Source organism: Metamycoplasma auris, from assembly GCF_003253435.1.
Taxonomy (GTDB): domain Bacteria; phylum Bacillota_I; class Bacilli_A; order Mycoplasmatales; family Metamycoplasmataceae; genus Metamycoplasma; species Metamycoplasma auris.
In genome coordinates this window covers 1-18,966 of record NZ_QKUB01000002.1, presented here as the reverse complement: position 1 = coordinate 18,966, position 18,966 = coordinate 1, and the positions used below count along the sequence as shown (strand labels likewise).

General features: G+C 25.4%; 20 protein-coding genes and 1 tRNA gene. 15 read left to right on the top strand and 6 right to left on the bottom strand.

Annotated elements, in window-relative coordinates; all coding sequences use genetic code 4:
- The first annotated feature begins 2 nt into the window (after positions 1 to 2).
- On the top strand, positions 3 to 2,000 hold the full coding sequence (gene ligA / locus BCF89_RS00945; RefSeq protein ID WP_111518166.1) for an NAD-dependent DNA ligase LigA: 1,998 nt from the start codon (positions 3 to 5) through the stop codon (positions 1,998 to 2,000).
- Here the strand turns inward: ligA and BCF89_RS07610 are convergent.
- The 3 genes from BCF89_RS07610 to BCF89_RS00930 all read right to left on the bottom strand — a co-directional run bounded on the left by BCF89_RS07610 (position 1,979) and on the right by BCF89_RS00930 (position 4,632).
- Complete coding sequence (locus BCF89_RS07610) at positions 1,979 to 3,355, bottom strand: MAG0480 family ComEC-like protein (protein ID WP_111518164.1); 1,377 nt, start codon at positions 3,353 to 3,355, stop codon at positions 1,979 to 1,981. The genes ligA and BCF89_RS07610 overlap by 22 nt on opposite strands.
- On the bottom strand, positions 3,280 to 3,795 hold the full coding sequence (locus tag BCF89_RS00935) for an MAG0490 family ComEA-like DNA-binding protein (protein ID WP_111518162.1): 516 nt from the start codon (positions 3,793 to 3,795) through the stop codon (positions 3,280 to 3,282). The genes BCF89_RS07610 and BCF89_RS00935 overlap by 76 nt, the downstream gene beginning before the upstream one ends.
- A 102-nt stretch (positions 3,796 to 3,897) precedes the next feature.
- Entirely contained in the window at positions 3,898 to 4,632 is a 735-nt protein-coding gene (locus BCF89_RS00930) for a YebC/PmpR family DNA-binding transcriptional regulator (protein WP_111518160.1), read from the bottom strand.
- A gap of 99 nt (positions 4,633 to 4,731) precedes the next feature.
- On the opposite strand from BCF89_RS00930, the gene holA reads away from it, so the two are divergent.
- From holA to BCF89_RS00900, 6 genes are all read left to right on the top strand, one after another.
- On the top strand, positions 4,732 to 5,703 hold the full coding sequence (gene holA, locus BCF89_RS00925) for a DNA polymerase III subunit delta (RefSeq protein WP_111518158.1): 972 nt from the start codon (positions 4,732 to 4,734) through the stop codon (positions 5,701 to 5,703).
- Between the two features lie 24 nt (positions 5,704 to 5,727).
- The gene (locus tag BCF89_RS07605; protein WP_111518156.1) at positions 5,728 to 7,245 is read left to right on the top strand and encodes an alpha-amylase family glycosyl hydrolase; all 1,518 of its coding nucleotides are present in this window, start codon (positions 5,728 to 5,730) and stop codon (positions 7,243 to 7,245) included.
- Positions 7,246 to 7,310: 65 nt separating this feature from the next.
- Positions 7,311 to 7,835: an MHJ_0274 family protein gene (locus tag BCF89_RS07600; protein WP_111518154.1), complete on the top strand. Its 525-nt coding sequence runs from the start codon at positions 7,311 to 7,313 to the stop codon at positions 7,833 to 7,835.
- Positions 7,825 to 8,697 (top strand): CDP-diacylglycerol--glycerol-3-phosphate 3-phosphatidyltransferase, encoded by an 873-nt coding sequence (gene pgsA, locus BCF89_RS07595; RefSeq protein ID WP_111518152.1) that lies wholly within the window; start codon positions 7,825 to 7,827, stop codon positions 8,695 to 8,697. Before BCF89_RS07600 ends, pgsA begins: the two co-directional genes overlap by 11 nt.
- A 232-nt stretch (positions 8,698 to 8,929) precedes the next feature.
- Positions 8,930 to 9,082, top strand: a complete 153-nt coding sequence (gene rpmG / locus BCF89_RS00905) for a 50S ribosomal protein L33 (RefSeq protein WP_111518150.1) — start codon at positions 8,930 to 8,932, stop codon at positions 9,080 to 9,082.
- 30 nt (positions 9,083 to 9,112) lie between these two features.
- Complete coding sequence (locus BCF89_RS00900) at positions 9,113 to 10,156, top strand: aminopeptidase P family protein (protein ID WP_111518148.1); 1,044 nt, start codon at positions 9,113 to 9,115, stop codon at positions 10,154 to 10,156.
- 184 nt (positions 10,157 to 10,340) lie between these two features.
- Here BCF89_RS00900 and BCF89_RS00895 read toward each other — a convergent pair whose 3' ends face one another.
- A complete protein-coding gene (locus tag BCF89_RS00895; protein WP_111518146.1) occupies positions 10,341 to 10,913 on the bottom strand; it encodes a DNA integrity scanning protein DisA nucleotide-binding domain protein in 573 nt (190 codons plus the stop codon).
- Between the two features lie 24 nt (positions 10,914 to 10,937).
- A complete protein-coding gene (locus BCF89_RS00890; RefSeq protein WP_111518144.1) occupies positions 10,938 to 11,348 on the bottom strand; it encodes a hypothetical protein in 411 nt (136 codons plus the stop codon).
- 172 nt (positions 11,349 to 11,520) lie between these two features.
- Here BCF89_RS00890 and BCF89_RS00885 point away from each other — a divergent pair, with 172 nt between their 5' ends.
- From BCF89_RS00885 to BCF89_RS07580, 6 genes are all read left to right on the top strand, one after another.
- The gene (locus tag BCF89_RS00885; RefSeq protein ID WP_111518142.1) at positions 11,521 to 12,717 is read left to right on the top strand and encodes a phosphoglycerate kinase; all 1,197 of its coding nucleotides are present in this window, start codon (positions 11,521 to 11,523) and stop codon (positions 12,715 to 12,717) included.
- A gap of 227 nt (positions 12,718 to 12,944) precedes the next feature.
- Positions 12,945 to 14,084 carry a methionine adenosyltransferase gene (gene metK, locus BCF89_RS00880; protein WP_111518140.1) on the top strand — a complete coding sequence of 380 codons (1,140 nt, stop codon included), beginning with the start codon at positions 12,945 to 12,947 and terminating at the stop codon, positions 14,082 to 14,084.
- A 25-nt stretch (positions 14,085 to 14,109) separates the two neighbouring features.
- Positions 14,110 to 14,183, top strand: a tRNA-Trp gene (locus tag BCF89_RS00875).
- A gap of 125 nt (positions 14,184 to 14,308) precedes the next feature.
- Positions 14,309 to 14,716 (top strand): DNA (cytosine-5-)-methyltransferase N-terminal subunit, encoded by a 408-nt coding sequence (gene dcm_N / locus BCF89_RS07590; protein ID WP_277870035.1) that lies wholly within the window; start codon positions 14,309 to 14,311, stop codon positions 14,714 to 14,716.
- Between the two features lie 35 nt (positions 14,717 to 14,751).
- Positions 14,752 to 15,522, top strand: a complete 771-nt coding sequence (gene dcm, locus BCF89_RS07585; RefSeq protein WP_338418395.1) for a DNA (cytosine-5-)-methyltransferase — start codon at positions 14,752 to 14,754, stop codon at positions 15,520 to 15,522.
- Entirely contained in the window at positions 15,507 to 16,748 is a 1,242-nt protein-coding gene (locus BCF89_RS07580; RefSeq protein ID WP_111518136.1) for an MAG4270 family putative restriction endonuclease, read from the top strand. Before dcm ends, BCF89_RS07580 begins: the two co-directional genes overlap by 16 nt.
- Positions 16,749 to 16,770: 22 nt before the next feature.
- On the opposite strand, the gene ychF is transcribed toward BCF89_RS07580, so the two are convergent.
- On the bottom strand, positions 16,771 to 17,874 hold the full coding sequence (gene ychF, locus BCF89_RS00855) for a redox-regulated ATPase YchF (RefSeq protein WP_111518135.1): 1,104 nt from the start codon (positions 17,872 to 17,874) through the stop codon (positions 16,771 to 16,773).
- A 131-nt stretch (positions 17,875 to 18,005) separates the two neighbouring features.
- Between ychF and BCF89_RS00850 the strand changes: the two genes are divergently transcribed.
- Together BCF89_RS00850 and BCF89_RS00845 are read left to right on the top strand one after the other, a co-directional pair.
- On the top strand, positions 18,006 to 18,563 hold the full coding sequence (locus BCF89_RS00850) for a thymidine kinase (protein ID WP_111518134.1): 558 nt from the start codon (positions 18,006 to 18,008) through the stop codon (positions 18,561 to 18,563).
- 95 nt (positions 18,564 to 18,658) lie between these two features.
- The coding region (locus tag BCF89_RS00845; RefSeq protein ID WP_170108351.1) for an IS630 transposase-related protein at positions 18,659 to 18,966 on the top strand (308 nt) is incomplete at its 3' end.

Sequence of the window (18,966 nt, the reverse complement as noted above, 5' to 3'; positions counted from 1 at the left end):
TTATGAATGAGAATGAAATTAAAATAAAAAATAAAATTATTGAATTACAAAATAAAATCAGTGAATGAGATAAACATTACTATGATTTTGATGATCCCATTGTGAGTGATGAAATCTATGATACTGAGTATAATAAATTAAAAAAGTATGAAGAGCAATATTCATACTTATTTAGTGATTCTGAATTACAAAGTTCACCAACAAATAAAATAAATGCTCATCTATCAAGAATATTTACAAAAGTAGAACATGATTTTCCGATGCTTTCTCTAGATAAAACATATTCAATTGAAGAAATACAAAAGTTCATTGATAATATAAAAAAAATAGCTTCTAAATTTAGCTTTTTCATTGAACCAAAGATTGATGGACTTTCAATTTCAATTAAATATAAAAAAGGGAAATTGTTTAGAGCAGTTACGCGAGGCAATGGGCAAATCGGTGAGGATGTGACTAGCAATATTCTGCAAATAAATAATATTCCAAAAGAAATTGACTATCAAGAAGATCTAGAAGTAAGAGGAGAAGTCTTTTTAGCAATTGATCAATTTGAAAAATTGAATATGTCTCTTAAAGAAGAAAATAAACCAATAATGGCAAATCCTAGAAATGCAGCTGCAGGAACACTTAGACAACTAAATCCAGAAATAGTAAAGCAAAGAAACCTATCCGCTTTTTTGTATTACATCATCAATCCCCAAAAACATAATATCTTTAATATAGAAGACTCATTTAGATTCCTTAAAAAATTAGGATTTGAAGTTACAAAGGAAGCAAAAAAGGTAAACTCGATCGAAGAAATAACTAAATATATTGGTGATTTTAAAGAAATAAGAAAAAAACTAAACTATGAGACTGATGGCATTGTCATTAAATTAAACGAAATTAAATTTTATGAACAGTTAGGTCAAACCTCAAAATTTCCTCATTGGGCTATTGCATTTAAATATGAACCTGATATAACTTCAACAATTTTAAAAGATATTTTTATAACAATCGGAAGAACTGGTGTTGTTACTTACAATGCAAAACTAGACGAAGTTGAACTTTCAGGCACAAAAGTAAGTTATGCAACTTTGAATAATTATGAATTTATAAGAAATTTAGGTATTAATATTAATGATTCAGTTTACATTAAAAAATCGGGCGAAATAATTCCTTGTTTAATTGGGATTGCAAATAAAAATAACTATGAAATATTTAAACCAATTGACACATGTCCTTATTGTAAAAATCAAATTTATTTTAATGAAACAGGTCTAGAACAATTTTGTTTAAACCAAGATTGTCCTGAAATAAAAATAAGAAAATTAATTCATTTTACTTCTAAAGAAGCACTTGATATTAATTCGTTAGGTGAAAAAAATATTACTTTATTTCACAAATTAAACTACATAAATGACATTACTGATATTTTTAAATTAAAAGACTACCAAGATGAACTTATTAATTTAAGTGGATTTGGTGAAATTTCAATTAAAAAGATAATTCAAAGTATAGAGGAAGCAAAAAATAAATCATTAGAAAAATTAATTTTTGGTTTATCAATTCCATTAATTGGCATAAAATCAGCAAAATTTATTGCTTCAAAAGTTTTAAAATTGGAAAATGTTTTAGATTTTGATTTTAGTATTTTTGAAGAATATCATGATTTTGGAAGTAAAATAACTTCAAATTTGATTGAGTGATTTAAAGATGAAAAAAATATCTTATTAATCAAGAGGTTAATTAATTTAGGTGTAAATCCATCATATTTAGAAGAACAAAAAACAGATATTCTATCTAATTTATCATTCGTTATTACTGGTACACTTTCAAAACCAAGAAGTTATTTTGAAAAGATTATTTATAAAAATGGTGGGCAAGTGTTTTCATCAATTTCTAGCAATATTAAATACTTATTAGCAGGAGAAAAAGCAGGTTCTAAATTAATTAAAGCTAAAAAATTTAACATTAAAGTAATTACTGAAGAAGAATTCTATGAACTATTAAATTCATAGAATTTTTTATATTTATTATCATATTCAACTTTTCTTAAGATAAATAATGGTATTGATAATAGAATACACAAATCGCTTGGAATAATAAATTTAATAAACAAATTGGATTCTAACAGTAAATTTAAAAATGCATCCAACAGAAGAATTGTTTTTTCAATTAAGAATGTAACTTTGAAAAATACCAAAGTAAATATGTAATTAAAAGAGATAATCGGAATTAATAAAATTTGTATAAAGAAAGAAAAGATATTGTAATTTTCATTAAAAGTATGAGTTATAAGTGTTGCATAAATGTGAGCAATAACTAATATAAGTATTGTCTTTCAATAAAAGTTGAAATTTCTAAAAAGAAAAACACAGGTAAGAATAATCAATGTAATTGAGAAAGACAAAATATATGAGTATGAAAATATAAGATAAGGATTTAGTATTGCGATTAAAAAAGCACACAAGGAAAGAAGGGTTATATTATCGAATTTAGAATCAAACATATTCTTATTTAAAAATATAAGCATTATAAAAAGCATTGATCTAGCTGCGCTTATTTTAAAATCTAAAACGACTAAATATATTATTAATAGAGCTATTCCAATAAGATCAGTAATTAATGCTAGTTTCTTTCTTTTACTAAACATTGAATTGAAAAATAAATATATAAGATTAAAGTGAAAACCACTTATGGTAAATAGATGCAAAATATTTAAATCATTTAGTTTTTGATATATTAATGAATTTCTACTATGCTTATTAATAACAATAAGATCTAAATATTGATTTACTATTGGATTCATACTATTTGAAATTGAATAACTCTTTTCGGAATCGATGAATCTTAAGTCAGTTATTCTAAGAGAGAAGAATATTTGATTACTAAAATTGAATAGTGAAAGGTTATTTAGTTTAACTAATTTCCCCTTTATATAAAAATTATGTACTTGATTAATTTCATTGTTTAATAACGAAAAATCAATCTTGATTTTTTGTTTATGAATTTGAAAGTTAATATTATCTTTTCTAAATAATAGAAAATTTTTATAATTTTCTTTGAGTTTAAAAATCCCTTCAATTTCTAAATTGTTATATTTATTAAAGATTAACTGATAGATTGAATAGCTTAAAAAGAAGATTGAAAAAAATAACAATAATAATAGCCAAAACTTGAATCTAGGAAGATTAAAAATCAATATAACTATCAATGAAATTATTGAAATGACACTATCTTTTTGAGTTAACAAAATAAATATAAAAAACGTTGCAAGGATAACAGGGAAAATTGAATTTATATATCGATATTTGCTACTAGTATTGAATAAGTTTTTTCACCAATGCCAGATATTTGTAATAATTCTTTTCAATCTTTTACTTCCTTTTCTTTAATATATGAGTAAACTTTTTTTGCAATATGAGTTTTTATACCTAGGTTAACTAAAGTTTGATAATCTTTTATATCTTTTAGTTTAATTTTCTTATTTCTTAGAAAAGGAATGAATATCTTTTCATTTTTTTCAATCTTTTTTGTTTTATCTATCTTATTAAGATCAGCATTAATTTTAAGTGTTGCATCTTTTAGTAATTCAAGATAAGTTGTGCCTTTTTTAACATCATAATTTCCTGGATATTTGATTGCTCCTGTAATGTTAACTGTTACATATTCATCTTGCTTTATTGTCTTTTTGAATTCATTATTTTTAAGGATTTCTTTTTTTATGAATATTGCTGAAATCAAAATGAATGATGAAACCAAGAAAATTCCAGTTGCTAAGAAAAATTTCTTTTTGTTGAATTTTAATCTCATACCTAAATTTTGAAGCCCATCACATATTTATGTTGCAAAATAAGGAAAAAATAAAGAAAATCTAGCTCTCTTATAAGCTAGATTTATTTTAGATTTAATTAGTTACTGAGGCAAGATTGCATTATGTCAAACTTCTTGCACATCTTCATCATCTTCAAGTAAATCAACAAATTTATTTATTTTTTCTGCTCTTTCTTCGTCTACTTCAACTTCTGAGTTAGTTACATATGTAACTTCTGCAGTTGAGTAATTTTCAATATTAAAGGCTTCATCAATTGCTTGTTTTACCTTTTGAAAATCAGATGGTTTTGTTGTAATAATAAATAATCCATCTTCAACTTTAAAATCCTCAGCTCCAGCTTCAAGTGATACTAACATCACTTCATCTTCTGAAAGTGATTGTGTTTCAAATTCAATGATTCCTTTTTGATCAAAAACATATGAAGCAGTACCTTGCTTGCCGAGTTGTCCATTACACTTATTAAAATAATGTTTAATATTTGAAGATAAACGATTGAAATTATCTGTTAAACAACTAACAACAAAATTAACGCCTCCAAATGCTGAACCTGAATAGATATAACTCTGAAAGTCACTACCTTCCCTTGATCCACCTTTAACTTTTTGAATTGCTTTTTCAATGTTAGCTTTTGGCATTGATTTTGCTTTTGCTTTAGTGATTGCTAATTTAAGTGCAGGATTAGAATCTGGATCTGGCCCACCAATTGTTGCAGCAACAATTATTTCTTTGGAAAACTTTTGGAACATCTTTGCTCTTTTAGAATCCATGGCTGCTTTATGATGCTTAGTAGTTGCTCATTTTGAATGTCCTGACATGATCGAATAAACTCCAATTTTATACTGAATTAATAGATATATATTGATGATGATTATTATATCAAAATATTGATATGTATAATATAATAAATAACATACATGTATTTAATAAAAGGTAATGAAGATTATTTCATCCAAGAAAAAACAAATGAAATAATTACAAAAGAATCAAATACAACATTCGATGAAATAGATCTTATAAAGTTCTATGATTTTTTTAGTTTTGATGAGTTATCGGATGCAATAAATAATAGCAGTCTATTTTCTAGTAAAAAAATTCTTGTCATTAAAAACCCTTACATTTTTAATCTAAAAAGTAAATATACAAATGAGAAATCAATTTCTGAATTTATAGAATTAGTTAAAAATTCAATTGAAACATTGAATACAACACTTATCTTTAATCAAGAAATTAATAAATATGATAAGGATTTTCTTCCCTCAAAAGCATTTTTATTTATTGAAAAAAATGCTCAGATTTTTGATGTTAAAAAAATTGAAGAGAAAAATTTATTTTCATATGTTTATAAAATGATTTTAAAGCTTGGTGGAAGTATTTCAAATCCTGCTTTAATGTTATTTCTTTCATCAATTCCTAATAATCTAAATTTAATTGAACAAGAAATAAAAAAACTTTTGCTGATCAACAAAAACATAACTCTTAAAATGATTGAAGAAAATATTTTTGCAATGTCGAATAACATTGACTTTGCATTATCTGAAGCAATATTAAAATGACAAAATAATAGTGTAATAATTAAAAAAATTAATGAACAAATTCAATATGGAATATCAATAAATCAAATAATAGCTCAGATTTCTAATATTTTAATTAATGCTAAAAGTATTTCTAGTCTTATTAAAATGAAACTTAGCCAAGAAGATATTACAAAGATAATTAACATTCATCCATATCGAATTAAATTACATTATGAGTTTCTTAATAGAATCGGAATTAAGAAATTAGATCAATTAATTAGCGAATTAGAAGCAATTGATCTTTCTTTTAAAAATGGTAATATTGATGAAAAAATTGCATCTGATTTATTAGCAATAGCATTAATCAAATAACTAAAGAACACTGGAGAATATTTTATGTTTGCAAATAAAAAAATAATTTTGTATGAATTAAAACTAGAAAATTTCTTTGATCACGGGCGGAGTGGATTTGGAAATTTTAAAGGATTGCAATCAAAATTACAGTATTTTAAAGATCTAAATGTCAATATTATTGCTATTGATGATATCTTAAATCAATATCAGAATAATCTTAACCTTGATGAAGTTAAAAATAAGTATGGATCTATTAAAGATTTCATTGATCTAGTATTTGAATTTAAAAAAAATAATATAGAAGTAGCTCCCATTCTTGATTTAAGTAATATTAAACAATCATTTATTAATTGAAATAATATGATGAATCTTTATAAGTTAAACAATGAATCAGAAAACGAAATAAAAACGTCATATTTAACAAAATTGGATACATATTTACTTAACAAACCATTTAATCAAATTTCCTTATATGACATCTTTGAATTTGTTAAGTACTTTGAAAGCATATTGAATTTCTATATCAAACTCAATGTAAGTTCAATCATTCTCGATAATTTTGAATTTTTAGCTTCTGCTGAATTAAAAGATGAAAAGAAAACTGGTTTTATTAATGACTTATATAAGATAATTAAACGTAAAATACCCAATATGACAGTTATATTTAAAAGTTCAAATAATAATAGTTCACTATACAAAAAACTTCTTAATTCAAAAAATAAAAGTTTTGATTATCTATACTTAACATATCTTTCAATAATTCAAAATAAAAACAAAATAAAATCTAATATAACTAAAAAAGTAAATTTTAGTCATATTTATAAATTTATAAAGTCTTTTTCTAAATATCCAAATGTGATCTTAGCATTAAATTCTAATAAATCAGGTCGCTTTATTTCAAAATGAGGTAGTGAACAATCATATTTTGACGAATCACTAAAAAGTATGCTTTTGTTTTTATATGCAGGTAATAATTCAATTGGATTTTATTATGGTGATGAAATAGGAATTTTAAGAGCTAAATTCAAAGATGATTTTTCTTTTAATGATGAAAATTTCAATGAAGAAAAAAGATACTATCAATCAAAAAATATTAAGCTTGAAAATTTCTTTAAATATCATTGTTATTTCAATAAATGAAGTTCATACACTCAGATGCCATGGGATTCAAAGCTAAGCTTAAATTTTAAAAATAACAAAAATATTTTTTATGCAATTAATCATAAAGATAATAACGTTAAAAGTAGCTTAAATAATAAAGATAGCGGACTTCCTTTTATTTATTTCTTAAATAAATTTATCTCAGATTCAAAATATGAATTATTTTTTAAAACTAATCATTTTTTAATTAAACATAAAAGCGGTGTTTTTATGTTTAAAAAAAATTTGAAGAATGAACAAATAATTTTTCTAATTAATTTAACTAATGAGCACAAGAAAATTATTACACCAAGTGATTATTTGATTTTAAGTAGCTCATACATAAATAAATTTTATTCAGAGATGCCAAAAGCACTGAGTCCTTTTGAAAGTTTAATTTTATTTAAAAGCAAAAATTAAACTAAATATTTTAGTATATTAGACTACTAATATATAATTTTAAAAATAATATAGGAGCAAAATATATGCAAAACGATACCGGAAAAATTATTGTTTATATCTTACTATCATTAATCTTAGTATTCGTCGTATTTTATATAGTTTGAAAAGCAACTAAAAATAAAAGAATGAAACGAAAAATGGATAAATTGGAACAAAAAAAGAAAGCCGAGACACTTGAGTTATACTATGAATTTATTTTAACCTACAATCAAATTATTGATTTTACAAAAGAGGAATTAAATAAATTTCAAAACAATAATACAGATAAAAAAATGGGTCAGATTGTTAAGGGCGCTGAAAAGTTGCTTTTAAAATTAATTTCAAGAGATGATTTTGCTTTCTATTTTCACAATAACAAAGATTACGAAACATTTGTGCAAAATGCTGAGTTAATTACTACGATTAAAGCAAATTTATGAGATAAAAAAATACCTAATGTAATTACTTTTTTCAAAGATGAATTTAACTCGATGGAAAATAAAGAAACTAAGGAGCAATTTATTGAACTAACAAATAACTCAATAAATAATCAATTCTATGGAAACTAAAGAAACTAAAAAAAATATTAAGAAAAATCAATCAAAAAAGATTGGATTAGCCAATTGATTGACAATCACACGAATGATTTTAATGATTCCATTTATTATTTTAATGACAATTGCTTTCTATTTTATTTCAAAGCATAATGGCACATTTTGATATAGCGGAATTAAGTTAGTTGGTGGCCAAAAATATCCAGTTCTTCTATCTGCTATATACTGAATAAATGTAATTATTTTTCTATTTGCAATGGTTACTGATTTTGCTGATGGATATATAGCAAGAAAAACCAAAACAATCTCAAATTTTGGAAAAATCTTTGATCCAATTGCAGATAAAATTACAACATCATTAATGCTTCTTTTCTTGGTCTTAATGAATTATTCATTTTTACCAATTGTTGTCTTATTTATAGTTCGTGATATTTTAGTTGATGGTGCAAGAGTTTATGCAGTTAAAAAAGATATTAAAGTAGCAGCTAATTGATGAGGAAAGATTAAAACAATAATTGTTTCTCTTGCTTTATTAGTTGTCGCATTCGCTGCTCCTTGAATGACCCAAAAAGTAAATGACAAATTTTCAACAGATTCTTTAAAATTATTCTTTATTAATATCCCATTATTAATCGGTTTATTATTAAGTTGAATAAGTGGAATCATTTATTTATCTAAATATCTAAAGGGCATTACAAAAGACACTCTAGAAGTTAAGACTCTAAAAGAAGAAGCAACAAATAAAGCTAAAGAAGAATCTAAAGACGAAGATAAAAATAAAACTACTTCATCTACAGAATCAGATGATAAAAATAAGCAAGAAAATAAATCATCAAATGAATCTGAAGATGAATCCTCAGTCAATCAAACACAATAAGAACTTAATAATTTAAAGCAAATATGACTGTTCCATGAGTAAACAATCATATTTGCTTTTTTTATTAAATTAAACAATAATAATTGAATATTACTTAATTAATTTATTAATTAAGTTAGTAATAAAAAAAATAATAAAAATGTTTTTATACTATAATTATTTTATTATTTTAACTTAACTAAATGTGAATGTATTTTTTTATATAAGTTTATTTGAATAATTGGAGGAAAAAATGCCAAGAGAAGGTTTAACTTTGAGATGCGAAGCATGTAAAATGGAAAACTACATTACAAAGAAAAATAAAAAATTACATCCTGATAAAATGGAAGTAATTAAATATTGTCCAAAATGTAATGCTCATACAAATCACAAAGAAAAGAAGTAAGATTTTAAAATAATATTAAGGGGAACTAAAATGCTAAGAGAAGAATTAACAAAAATATTTGATGAGTTGCAATTAGATGCAATCATATCAGAGGCTCCACAAACAAGATTATGATATGCTAATGTTCAAACTTCAGACGGCTATATAATTATTGAAAAAGAAAAAGCATTTTTATTTGTTGATAATCGTTACATCGAATATGCAACAAAAAATGCAAAAAATGTTGAAGTTATTCTTTTAGAAGCTGATACATTATCTGCCTTTTTGAAAAAGAAAAACTACAAAATGGTTGGAGTTGAAGAAGATTATTTAAGAGTTCAAACTTTCGAACAATTTAAGAAATTGTTACCAAAAGCAACATTTAAAAATGTTTTAGCACAACAATTTAGAATTAAAAAAGATGCAGAAGAAATTGAAAAAATTCAAGAAGCATGTTTAATATCATTACAAGCTTTTGGAGAACTTAAAAAAATTCTTGAAGAAGGAATGACAGAATTAGAAGTATCAAATAAACTTGGTTATTTAATGCGTTTATTTGGTGCAGAAAAGGAATCATTTGAATCAATTGTTGCTTTTGGATCAAATGCTGCAGAACCACATCATCATCCAACAAACCGTAAATTGGTTGACGGAGATATTGTTAAAATCGATTTCGGTGCCCAATTTGAAGGTTGAGCTAGTGATATTACAAGAACATTTTTCTTTGGAAAACCAAAGCCTTCATCCGAAGAGTTAATCAATGTTTTAAACATTGTATCTGAAGCTCAAAAATTAGGAAGAGAAGCAGTTAAACCAGGAATTAAGGCTTCTGATATTGATAAGGTATGTAGAGATTATATTGAATCAAAAGGATATGGTAAATTCTTCACACACTCAACTGGTCATGGTGTAGGTATCGATGTTCATGAACTTCCTAGAGTAAATAAAAATTCTGATGTAATTTTAGAAGAAGGAATGATTATAACTGTTGAACCTGGAATTTATATCGAAGGTTTAGGTGGTGCAAGAATTGAAGATACAATTCTTGTTACTGCTGATTCCTCAAAAGTATTAAGTCGCCCTGAAGATTACTAAAATATTGACTTTGCAATAAAATTTTTTAACCTAGTCATAATTAAATTAGACTAGGTTTTTTATTTGAAAAGTAACAATTTAAGAAAGCTAAAAATAAAACAAAAATAAAATCCAAATACATATTTTTAGTGTAATTGGATTTTATTTTTATATAGTAATTTTGATAAATTAAAAATTGTAATTCTTAATCCTTAAAGATCTTTGTTAATGTTTCATGTAAATTTTCAAGAGGGATTGATTTTAGTGAACCATTTTCAGCTAACGATATACCACCATTTTCTTCACTTACAACTAAAGTAGACGCATCACACATTTCAGATATTCCTAAAGCTGCTCTATGTCTTGCTCCATATTTATTATCAATTGATTTTTTTGTTATCTTATAAAAGGTTGCAACGTAATATATTTTGTTATTTCTTATAACAACAGCACCATCATGTAATGGACTATACTTATTAAAGATTGAAATTAAGATTGATGAAGAAATATTTGCATCTAATACAATTCCATCTGTTCGCAATGAGTCTAAATTATCGTTGTTTTCAATTGTAATTATTGCTCCTGTTTTGGTCTTCGATAGAACTTCAAGTGCTTCTTTTAATTGGTAAAATATTCTAACTTTTGTTGAGCTACCCAAATTAATTTTGTTTGAACGTTTTTTAATAATGTGTTTTATTAGAATGATTGCATAGTTTGCAATGATTGAAATCGCAATTAGAATTACTAAGGTTAAAATTATATATATTGCAGTATTCATATTAGATTTGAATATGTTTAATTCCTATCATCACTTGTTCAAACCAATTATTATTAATAACATTGTAATTATGATTAAAACAAATACTGAAATTATCACAATTCTTTTTGTCAATGAAAAAGGTTTTGTTTTATCTGATAAAGGTGAGTCAGATCATTTTTCATATTCAATATATTTGTTGTATTTCAATCTAATTTTATTTTGTCTTTTTATTGTTTGCTCAACTTGTTCTTTGTTTTTTTCATCAATAATTCCCATAAAAGTTATTGCTTTAAAGAACGAAAATATTTCCATTTCAGAATAATCTTTATAAAACTTGGCACTCTTTCGATACTTTTGAAATTGTTCAATTGTTCTTGTCAGACTATCATTTTCAGGATCGTATTTTAAGGTTCGTGTATCTTTTTGTTTTTGCGCATTCAAAACCTTAGCCATAAACTTTCCTTCCCTTCATAATTTATCAAATTAAATTTTAATAATTTAATTATATATAGTTATTTCAATTAGAGTAATTTTAATATAATATCTTTTATAATATTCTTAAATACTTAAGGATTAAAATAAACTTAATTTTTAAGATATAAAAATGTAAAAAGGAGTTTAAAGTATGAAGAAAACATTAAAAGATATTGAATTATGTAATAAAAAGGTTATTCTAAGAGTTGATTTCAATGTTCCAATTGCCAACGATATGATTGTTGATACCAAACGTATTGATGCTGCAATTCCAACAATTAGATACATTTTAGAAAAAAATGCATCACTAATTATTCTTTCACATCTAGGAAGAATAAAAACTGAAGAGGATAAAAAAACAAAATCGCTTGCTTTAGTTGCAAAAAAACTATCAAAAATTTTAGATAAGGAAGTTAAATTTATTCCTTTTACTAGAGGAATTGAAGTTGAAAGAGCAGCAGCTAATCTAAAACCTGGTGAAATTATTTTGCTAGAAAATACTCGTTTTGAAGATTTAAATAATAAAGCAGAATCAGGAAACAATGATGAATTAGCTAAATATTGAGCTAGTTTAGGTGATGTCTTTGTCAATGATGCATTCGGGGCATCGCATCGAGCTCACACTTCAGTCGCAGGTATTCCTAAATACACAAAAGAATCAGCTTTAGGTTTTCTAATGAATGATGAAGTTGAACATCTACAAAAAATTTTACATGGATTTGAGAGACCTTTTGTTGCGATTATTGGTGGTGCAAAAGTTAGTGATAAAATTAAGGTTCTAGAAAAATTATTTCACATTGCTGATAAGGTTTTAGTTGTTGGTGGTATGGCTTACACATTCCAAAAAGCAATGGGACACAAAATTGGAACTTCAATCTATGAAGAAGATCGAATTGAGATGGCAAAGCAATATTTAAAAGAATTTGCTAATAAAATCGTTTTACCAATTGATAATGCCTATGTAGATGAATTTGCTGATAAGACTCCTTTATTTACAAATAAAGATAACATTAATATTCCTGATGGATATATGGGCCTTGATATTGGACCACAATCAATTGAATTATTTAATGAAATTATAGCTAGTGCAAAAACAATCTTTTGAAATGGTCCCGCTGGAGTTTCTGAATTCAAGAATTTTGAAGCAGGAACAAAAGGTATTGCAATTGCAATCGCAAATAATAAGGATGCATATTCAGTAGTTGGTGGTGGTGATTCAGTAACTGCGATTAATAAATTAGGATACCAATCTAAATTTAGTTTTATATCTACAGGCGGTGGTGCTTCAATTGAATTTATTCAAGGAAATAGCATGCCAGGATTTGAAGCAATCCAAGATAAAAATTAATAATAGATTGATTATCTATTTTGATGATAGAATTATTAATAGTTAAAAAATACATATAGAGTTGTTTAGCTTGACAGCATTGAAACATGCCAACCTGTTTTAATCAAATAAGGTGGATAGTCAGGGACAAAAAGTCCAACATGTAGTAATTAATTATCAATGCATTGTAAATCTAAAAAACAACTTTAATAGTTGTTTTTTAATTAATTTTTATAAGGATTAAAGAGATGAAAAGATTATTAACAAGTGAGTCAGTTGCTCCGGGACATCCAGATAAAATCTGCGACCAAATTTCCGATGCAATTGTTGATGCCTTAATCAAAAAAGATAAATATTCAAGAGTAGCCTGCGATGTGATTGCTAATGATGACATTATTTATATCGGTGGTCAAATTACAACAAAAGCTTACATTGACACAATTAAGGAAGCATGAAAAATTTTAAAGAAGCTAGGTTACTCTGAAAGTGATTTTAAAATTATCAACGCAATTACTGAACAAAGTCCCGATATTGCACAAGGTGTAAACAAAAGTGCTAACAAAGAACTTGGCGCAGGAGACCAAGGAATCTTATTTGGTTACGCGACTGATGAAAATGAATACTTTATGCCTTGAAGTTTAGTTATTGCTCATGAATTAATCAAAAGAGCAGAAGAATTGAGACTAGCACATCAATTTCCATACGCTAAGTCAGATATGAAAAGTCAAGTTACAGTTGAATATGATTCAGAAAAAAATCAATTTATCATTAAAAAAGTTTTAATGTCAATTCAACATGAAGAGTCATTTAATTATGATGAATTTAAGAATTTCATCAAATTAAATATTGTTGACTATGTCTTAAAGAATCATAATTTTAATCTAGACTATGAATTATTAATTAATCCAACTGGAAGATTTGTAATTGGTGGTCCGAAGGGGGATACAGGATTAACTGGAAGAAAAATCATTGTTGATACATATGGAGGTTTTGCTAGACATGGAGGCGGAGCATTTTCGGGTAAAGATGCAACAAAGATTGATCGATCAGCTGCATATATGGCAAGATATATTGCAAAAAATTTAGTTGCTGCCGGAATTGCTAAAAAACTAGAAATTCAACTTTCTTATGCTATTGGTTTACCTCGTCCGCAATCAATTTATGTTGAAACATTTAATAGTTCAAAACATAGTGAAGATGAAATTATTGAAGGCATATACAAACTTTTTGATTTAAGTGTTGAAGGAATAATTAACTCACTAAACTTATTAAGACCAATATATCTTCAAACTGCTACATTTGGGCATTTTGGAAGAAATGATTTAGATTTAAGTTGAGAAAAATTAGATCGAGTTAATGATATTAAGGAATATTTTAAAATACACTAAAGTTTATTATAATTTATATGGATTTAGGGGATTAGTTTAATGGTAGAACCATGGACTCCAAACCCATCTGTGCGGGTTCAATTCCTGCATCCCCTGCCATATAAAAAAATTATTTATCAATAAATTAAAAATACTCAGAACTAAAATGACTGAGTATTTTTAATTTATTTGTTACTAAAATAATTAAAAAATTACATTAATAAATATGCGCTAAAATAATTTGTATGAAAAAAGTAACAATATATGAAATGTTTGCAGGAATTGGTTCCCAATTAAAGGCATGCAATAATATATCTGATCAAGTAGACTGTATTTTTAAATCAGTTGGAGTGTGTGAATGATATATTGATGCAATAATTGTCTATATGAAGATACATTATGGAAATGTAGAAAGTGAATCTGAATTTAAAAGAGAGGAAATGGCAAATATATTATCTAAATTTTCATTTTCTGCTGATTCAAAGACATTAGTGAGTAAAAAATATTTTTATTCAATGAATAAAGAAAAATTATCAAAAATATTTCCATATTTATATGGATTTTTAGATAAAGATTATTTTGAAAGAAAATGAAAAATTACTATAAGTAAGAGAGAGAGAGAGAGAGAGATTGAAATAACTATACCAATATAAAAGAAATAAAAATAATACCAAAAGGTATAGACATTTTGACTTATTCTTTTCCATGCCAAGATATTTCTCAGCAAGGTAACCAAAGGGGATTGAATAAAAATACTAGATCAGGTTTGTTATATGAAATAGAAAGAATACTAACAAATAACAAAGATAGACTACCTAAAGTTTTATTGTTGGAAAATGTTAAGGCATTAACAAGTAGAAAATTTATTAAACAATTCAATGAATGAATAAATATTTTAAATAAACTTGGATACAAATCTGAATGAAAAATTATAAATTCTATAGAATTTGGATCATTACAAAATCGAGAGAGAGTATTTTGTGTTTCTTATTTAAATGATAAACACGAATTTAGTTGACCAAAAGCAATAGACAAAAAGAAATCATTATCAAAAATATTTACTAGTAGAAATGAGATGAGAAGTGCTAATCATTTACTAAAATATTTAAATGGTGCTTTTTCACGTACAAATAATAATATTTGAAAAACAAAACTTATTGAATATACAAATTTTAATTCAGAAGCTTATGTATATTTACCAAAAGGTTATGGACCTACCCTAACAGCATCAGGAGCTAACTCTAGATTAAAGTTCTATTTTAGAGATATCGAAGAAATCAAGTTTATATCTCCAAGTCAAGCATTTTTATATATGGGGTTTGATAAAAAAGACTATTTAATTGCCAATAAGGATAATATTATTTCAGAATCAAAGTTAATTTATCTTTGTGGCAATTCAATATCTATTGAAGTATTAGAAGCATTGTTTAAACAGATTATAGAATGCCAAATTATCTAAACTATATAAAATATAGAGCTTACTTTAAAACCAAATCATTAGACAATGCAAAATCAAATAGTGCTAAGGCCTCGGGATGAATAGATTTCTTTATTGACAAGACCTTAAAATTTCCTTTTGTCGAATATTGATATATAAATTTTGACTATGTTGAGTTAGATTTACTTACTACTAAATCATGATTTGAGGTCAAAAATGGTAGGTATAAAACTAATTTTAGGGCTCGTAAATCATTATTTGATAATCTAAATCTATTACAAAAACCAAGAAAATGCTTAAATGATAATGAATTATATAGATTAAACATGATCGAACTTTCAAAATTAAACTATTGATTCAATACTAAATATACATCTACACTCAAAAATATTATTTCAATTCTAAAAGGTAATAATGCAGGGGGTTCATTTAAAAATCCAAATTCAGCTGAAATTTATATAACTAATTTAAATGAAGTAAACTATGTTTACAAAAATAATCTAATAATATTTTTGGATGAAATAACATATAAGACAAATAATATAAATTTCAATAACTATTCAATATTTAACTTAAATCATAATAATACATATAACGATATGGATCAGTTTATTGGATTTCTAGAAAATAATACAATTCTAGAGAGTTACAAATTACTATTAGATTTTACTAAATTAACAACTAATAATAAAAAGGAAAATATTGTTCAATATAAGAATAGAAAAGTAAATTTTGAAAGTCAAAGTTCCTTTATTCTTGAAAAAATAAAAAGTAATAAATTTGATATTAAAACAATTGATAAAGCAATATCTAAAGAGAGAGCTAAACTAGCAAACAAAAGCATAATTGTATTTGAACAAATTAACAAATATTCATATGAAAAAGCTCATATACTTGATGTTAAATTTATAAGATCAAAATTGCAAGAAATTGCACTCTCATTGAGAAATAAATTATCATCTATTACAAATGAAGAAATTCAAGAAAATTATAAATATAAAGAAATATTAAATTCAATTTCAGATGTTGAAAATATATTGAATTTACCAACCCAAATTCATGACTGATTTGATAAAAATTATTTTACATATAATAAAAAAGGTCAATATGTAAAACTAGAATCAGAGATAGATATTGATTTAGATATAGAAGAATTAAAGTGTAGTTTAATTCAAAAATCTAAGCTATCCCCTAGAAGAATTTATTACATACTACAAAGAAATTTAAAGAGAAATAATGATGTTTAATCATAAATAAGTGATTTTGTTACTATTTTGCAATTTTGAAATAGCAAACATCTCCATCTTGCATTAAATAATTTTTCCCCTCTAAAGACATTTTGCCAGCTTCTTTGGCTTGCTTTTCTCCTTGGTAAAAAATATAGTCTTCATATTTTATAATTTCAGCCTTAACAAACTTCTTCTCAAAGTCACTATGGATAATTCCAGCACATTGGGCTGCATTCATGCCATTTTTAAAAACTCAAGCTCTAGTTTCAATTTCTCCAGCTGTAAAATATACAGATTGATCTAAAAGATAAAAACTTTTAGATATTATTTCATCAAGACCTGATTGTTCAATATCATATTCATTTAGAAACATTAATTTATCTTCAGCTGAAAATTGAGAAACTTCATACTCTAATTTAATGCATATTGGAATAAGAATTTCATTTGCATTATCTAATTCATTTTTGAGATTGATATAATGATTAGCATTATTTAAATTTTTATATGAATTTTCATCTAAGTTTGCTACATAAATTGTTGGTTTGATGGTTAGAAATTGATAAGTTTTAAGGATTTTTATTTCATCATCATCAAATGATGCATTTTTTAACATTTTTTCTTCAAGCAAAATGTTTTTTGCCTTAAGAAGAACTTTGTATTCTTCTTTTAATTCAGAATTATTTGAGTTTTGTGCTCTTTTTCCGATACGATTAAGGATATTATCAAGTGATTGTAGATCAGCTAAAATTAATTCAAGATTAATTATTTTTAGATCATTAATAGGATTGATTTTGTTATTTACGTGCACAATGTCTTCATTTTCAAAGCAACGAATTACATGAACGATTGCATCTACCTCTCGGATGTTTGCAAGAAATTGATTTCCTAATCCTTCTCCCTTTGAAGCACCAGCCACAAGACCAGCAATATCAACGAATTGAAATGTCGCTGGTGTTATTTTTTTAGCCTTAACTATGTTTGCTAATTGATAAAGACGTTTATCTTCCAAATTAACAATTGCAATATTTGGTTCAATTGTAGTAAATGCATAATTTGCGCTTTCAGCCTCATTAAGGGTTAAGGCTGAAAAAAGTGTGCTTTTGCCTACATTTGGCAATCCAACAATACCAGCTTTCAATGACATAAATGCCTCTTTCAATCAATAAAATAAATAAAAAAAGTAATTAAATTAATTATTTAATAATTTTAATTTAATAAGAAGAAATAAAAGTAAAATGGTTATATTTATTTAGATTTTAAAATATAGGAGTTTATATGTATCCAAAATATTCAGATGGTATGATTGAAGTAATTGTCGGGCCAATGTTTAGTGGTAAGACTGAAGAACTTCTAAAGAAATTAAGAATTCTTTCATATGCAAAGTTTAATACATTAGTAATTAAACCAAGTTTTGATACAAGATTTGCCACAGATCAAATTGTTAGTCGCAATGGGTTAAGAACACCAACACACTCACTAAAAAATATAAAAGACATTTATAACCTTTTAAAACAAGAAAAATACCAAGCAATTCTTATTGATGAAGCACATTTTTTTGGTGATGAAATTGTTGAAGTTTCTGATGACTTGGCTAATTCTGGGTATTTAGTAATTATCGCTGGTCTTGATTTAGATTATTTAAGAAGACCATTTAATCATATGGCTCAATTAATGGCAATCGCAGAAAAAGTTACAAAACTAAATGCAATTTGTATGCAATGCCAAAATATTGCAACTACATCCTTTAAAAAGATAAAAAATGATGATTTACATCTTCTAGGTGATACAAATGAATATGAAGCTAGATGTCGTAAATGTCATCTAAAAAACTAAAAAGTAATATAAAACTAACCCCTCAGCATCTGCTGAGGGGCTTGTCTTGCTGCACAGTCCCCCAAAAACCGGACAAAAAAGTGGAGGATTTTTTCATGCAAAAATATACATATGAATTAAAGAAAGAAATTATTTTTGATTACTTATTAGGGTCTTCTTTAACGGAAGTTTCCAAGAAATACAAGATTAATATAAACACAGTAAATGGTTGGATAATTAAATATAAAAGATTTGGATTAACTGGATTAAAAACCAGAAAAAATAATTCTTCGTATAGTTTACAATTTAAACTCAAAGTTATCGAATATAAACAAAAAAGTGGACTTACATATTTAGAAGTAGCCAAACATTTTGGCCTTAAAGAATTATCAATCATATATGCCTGAGAAAATAAATTCAAAGG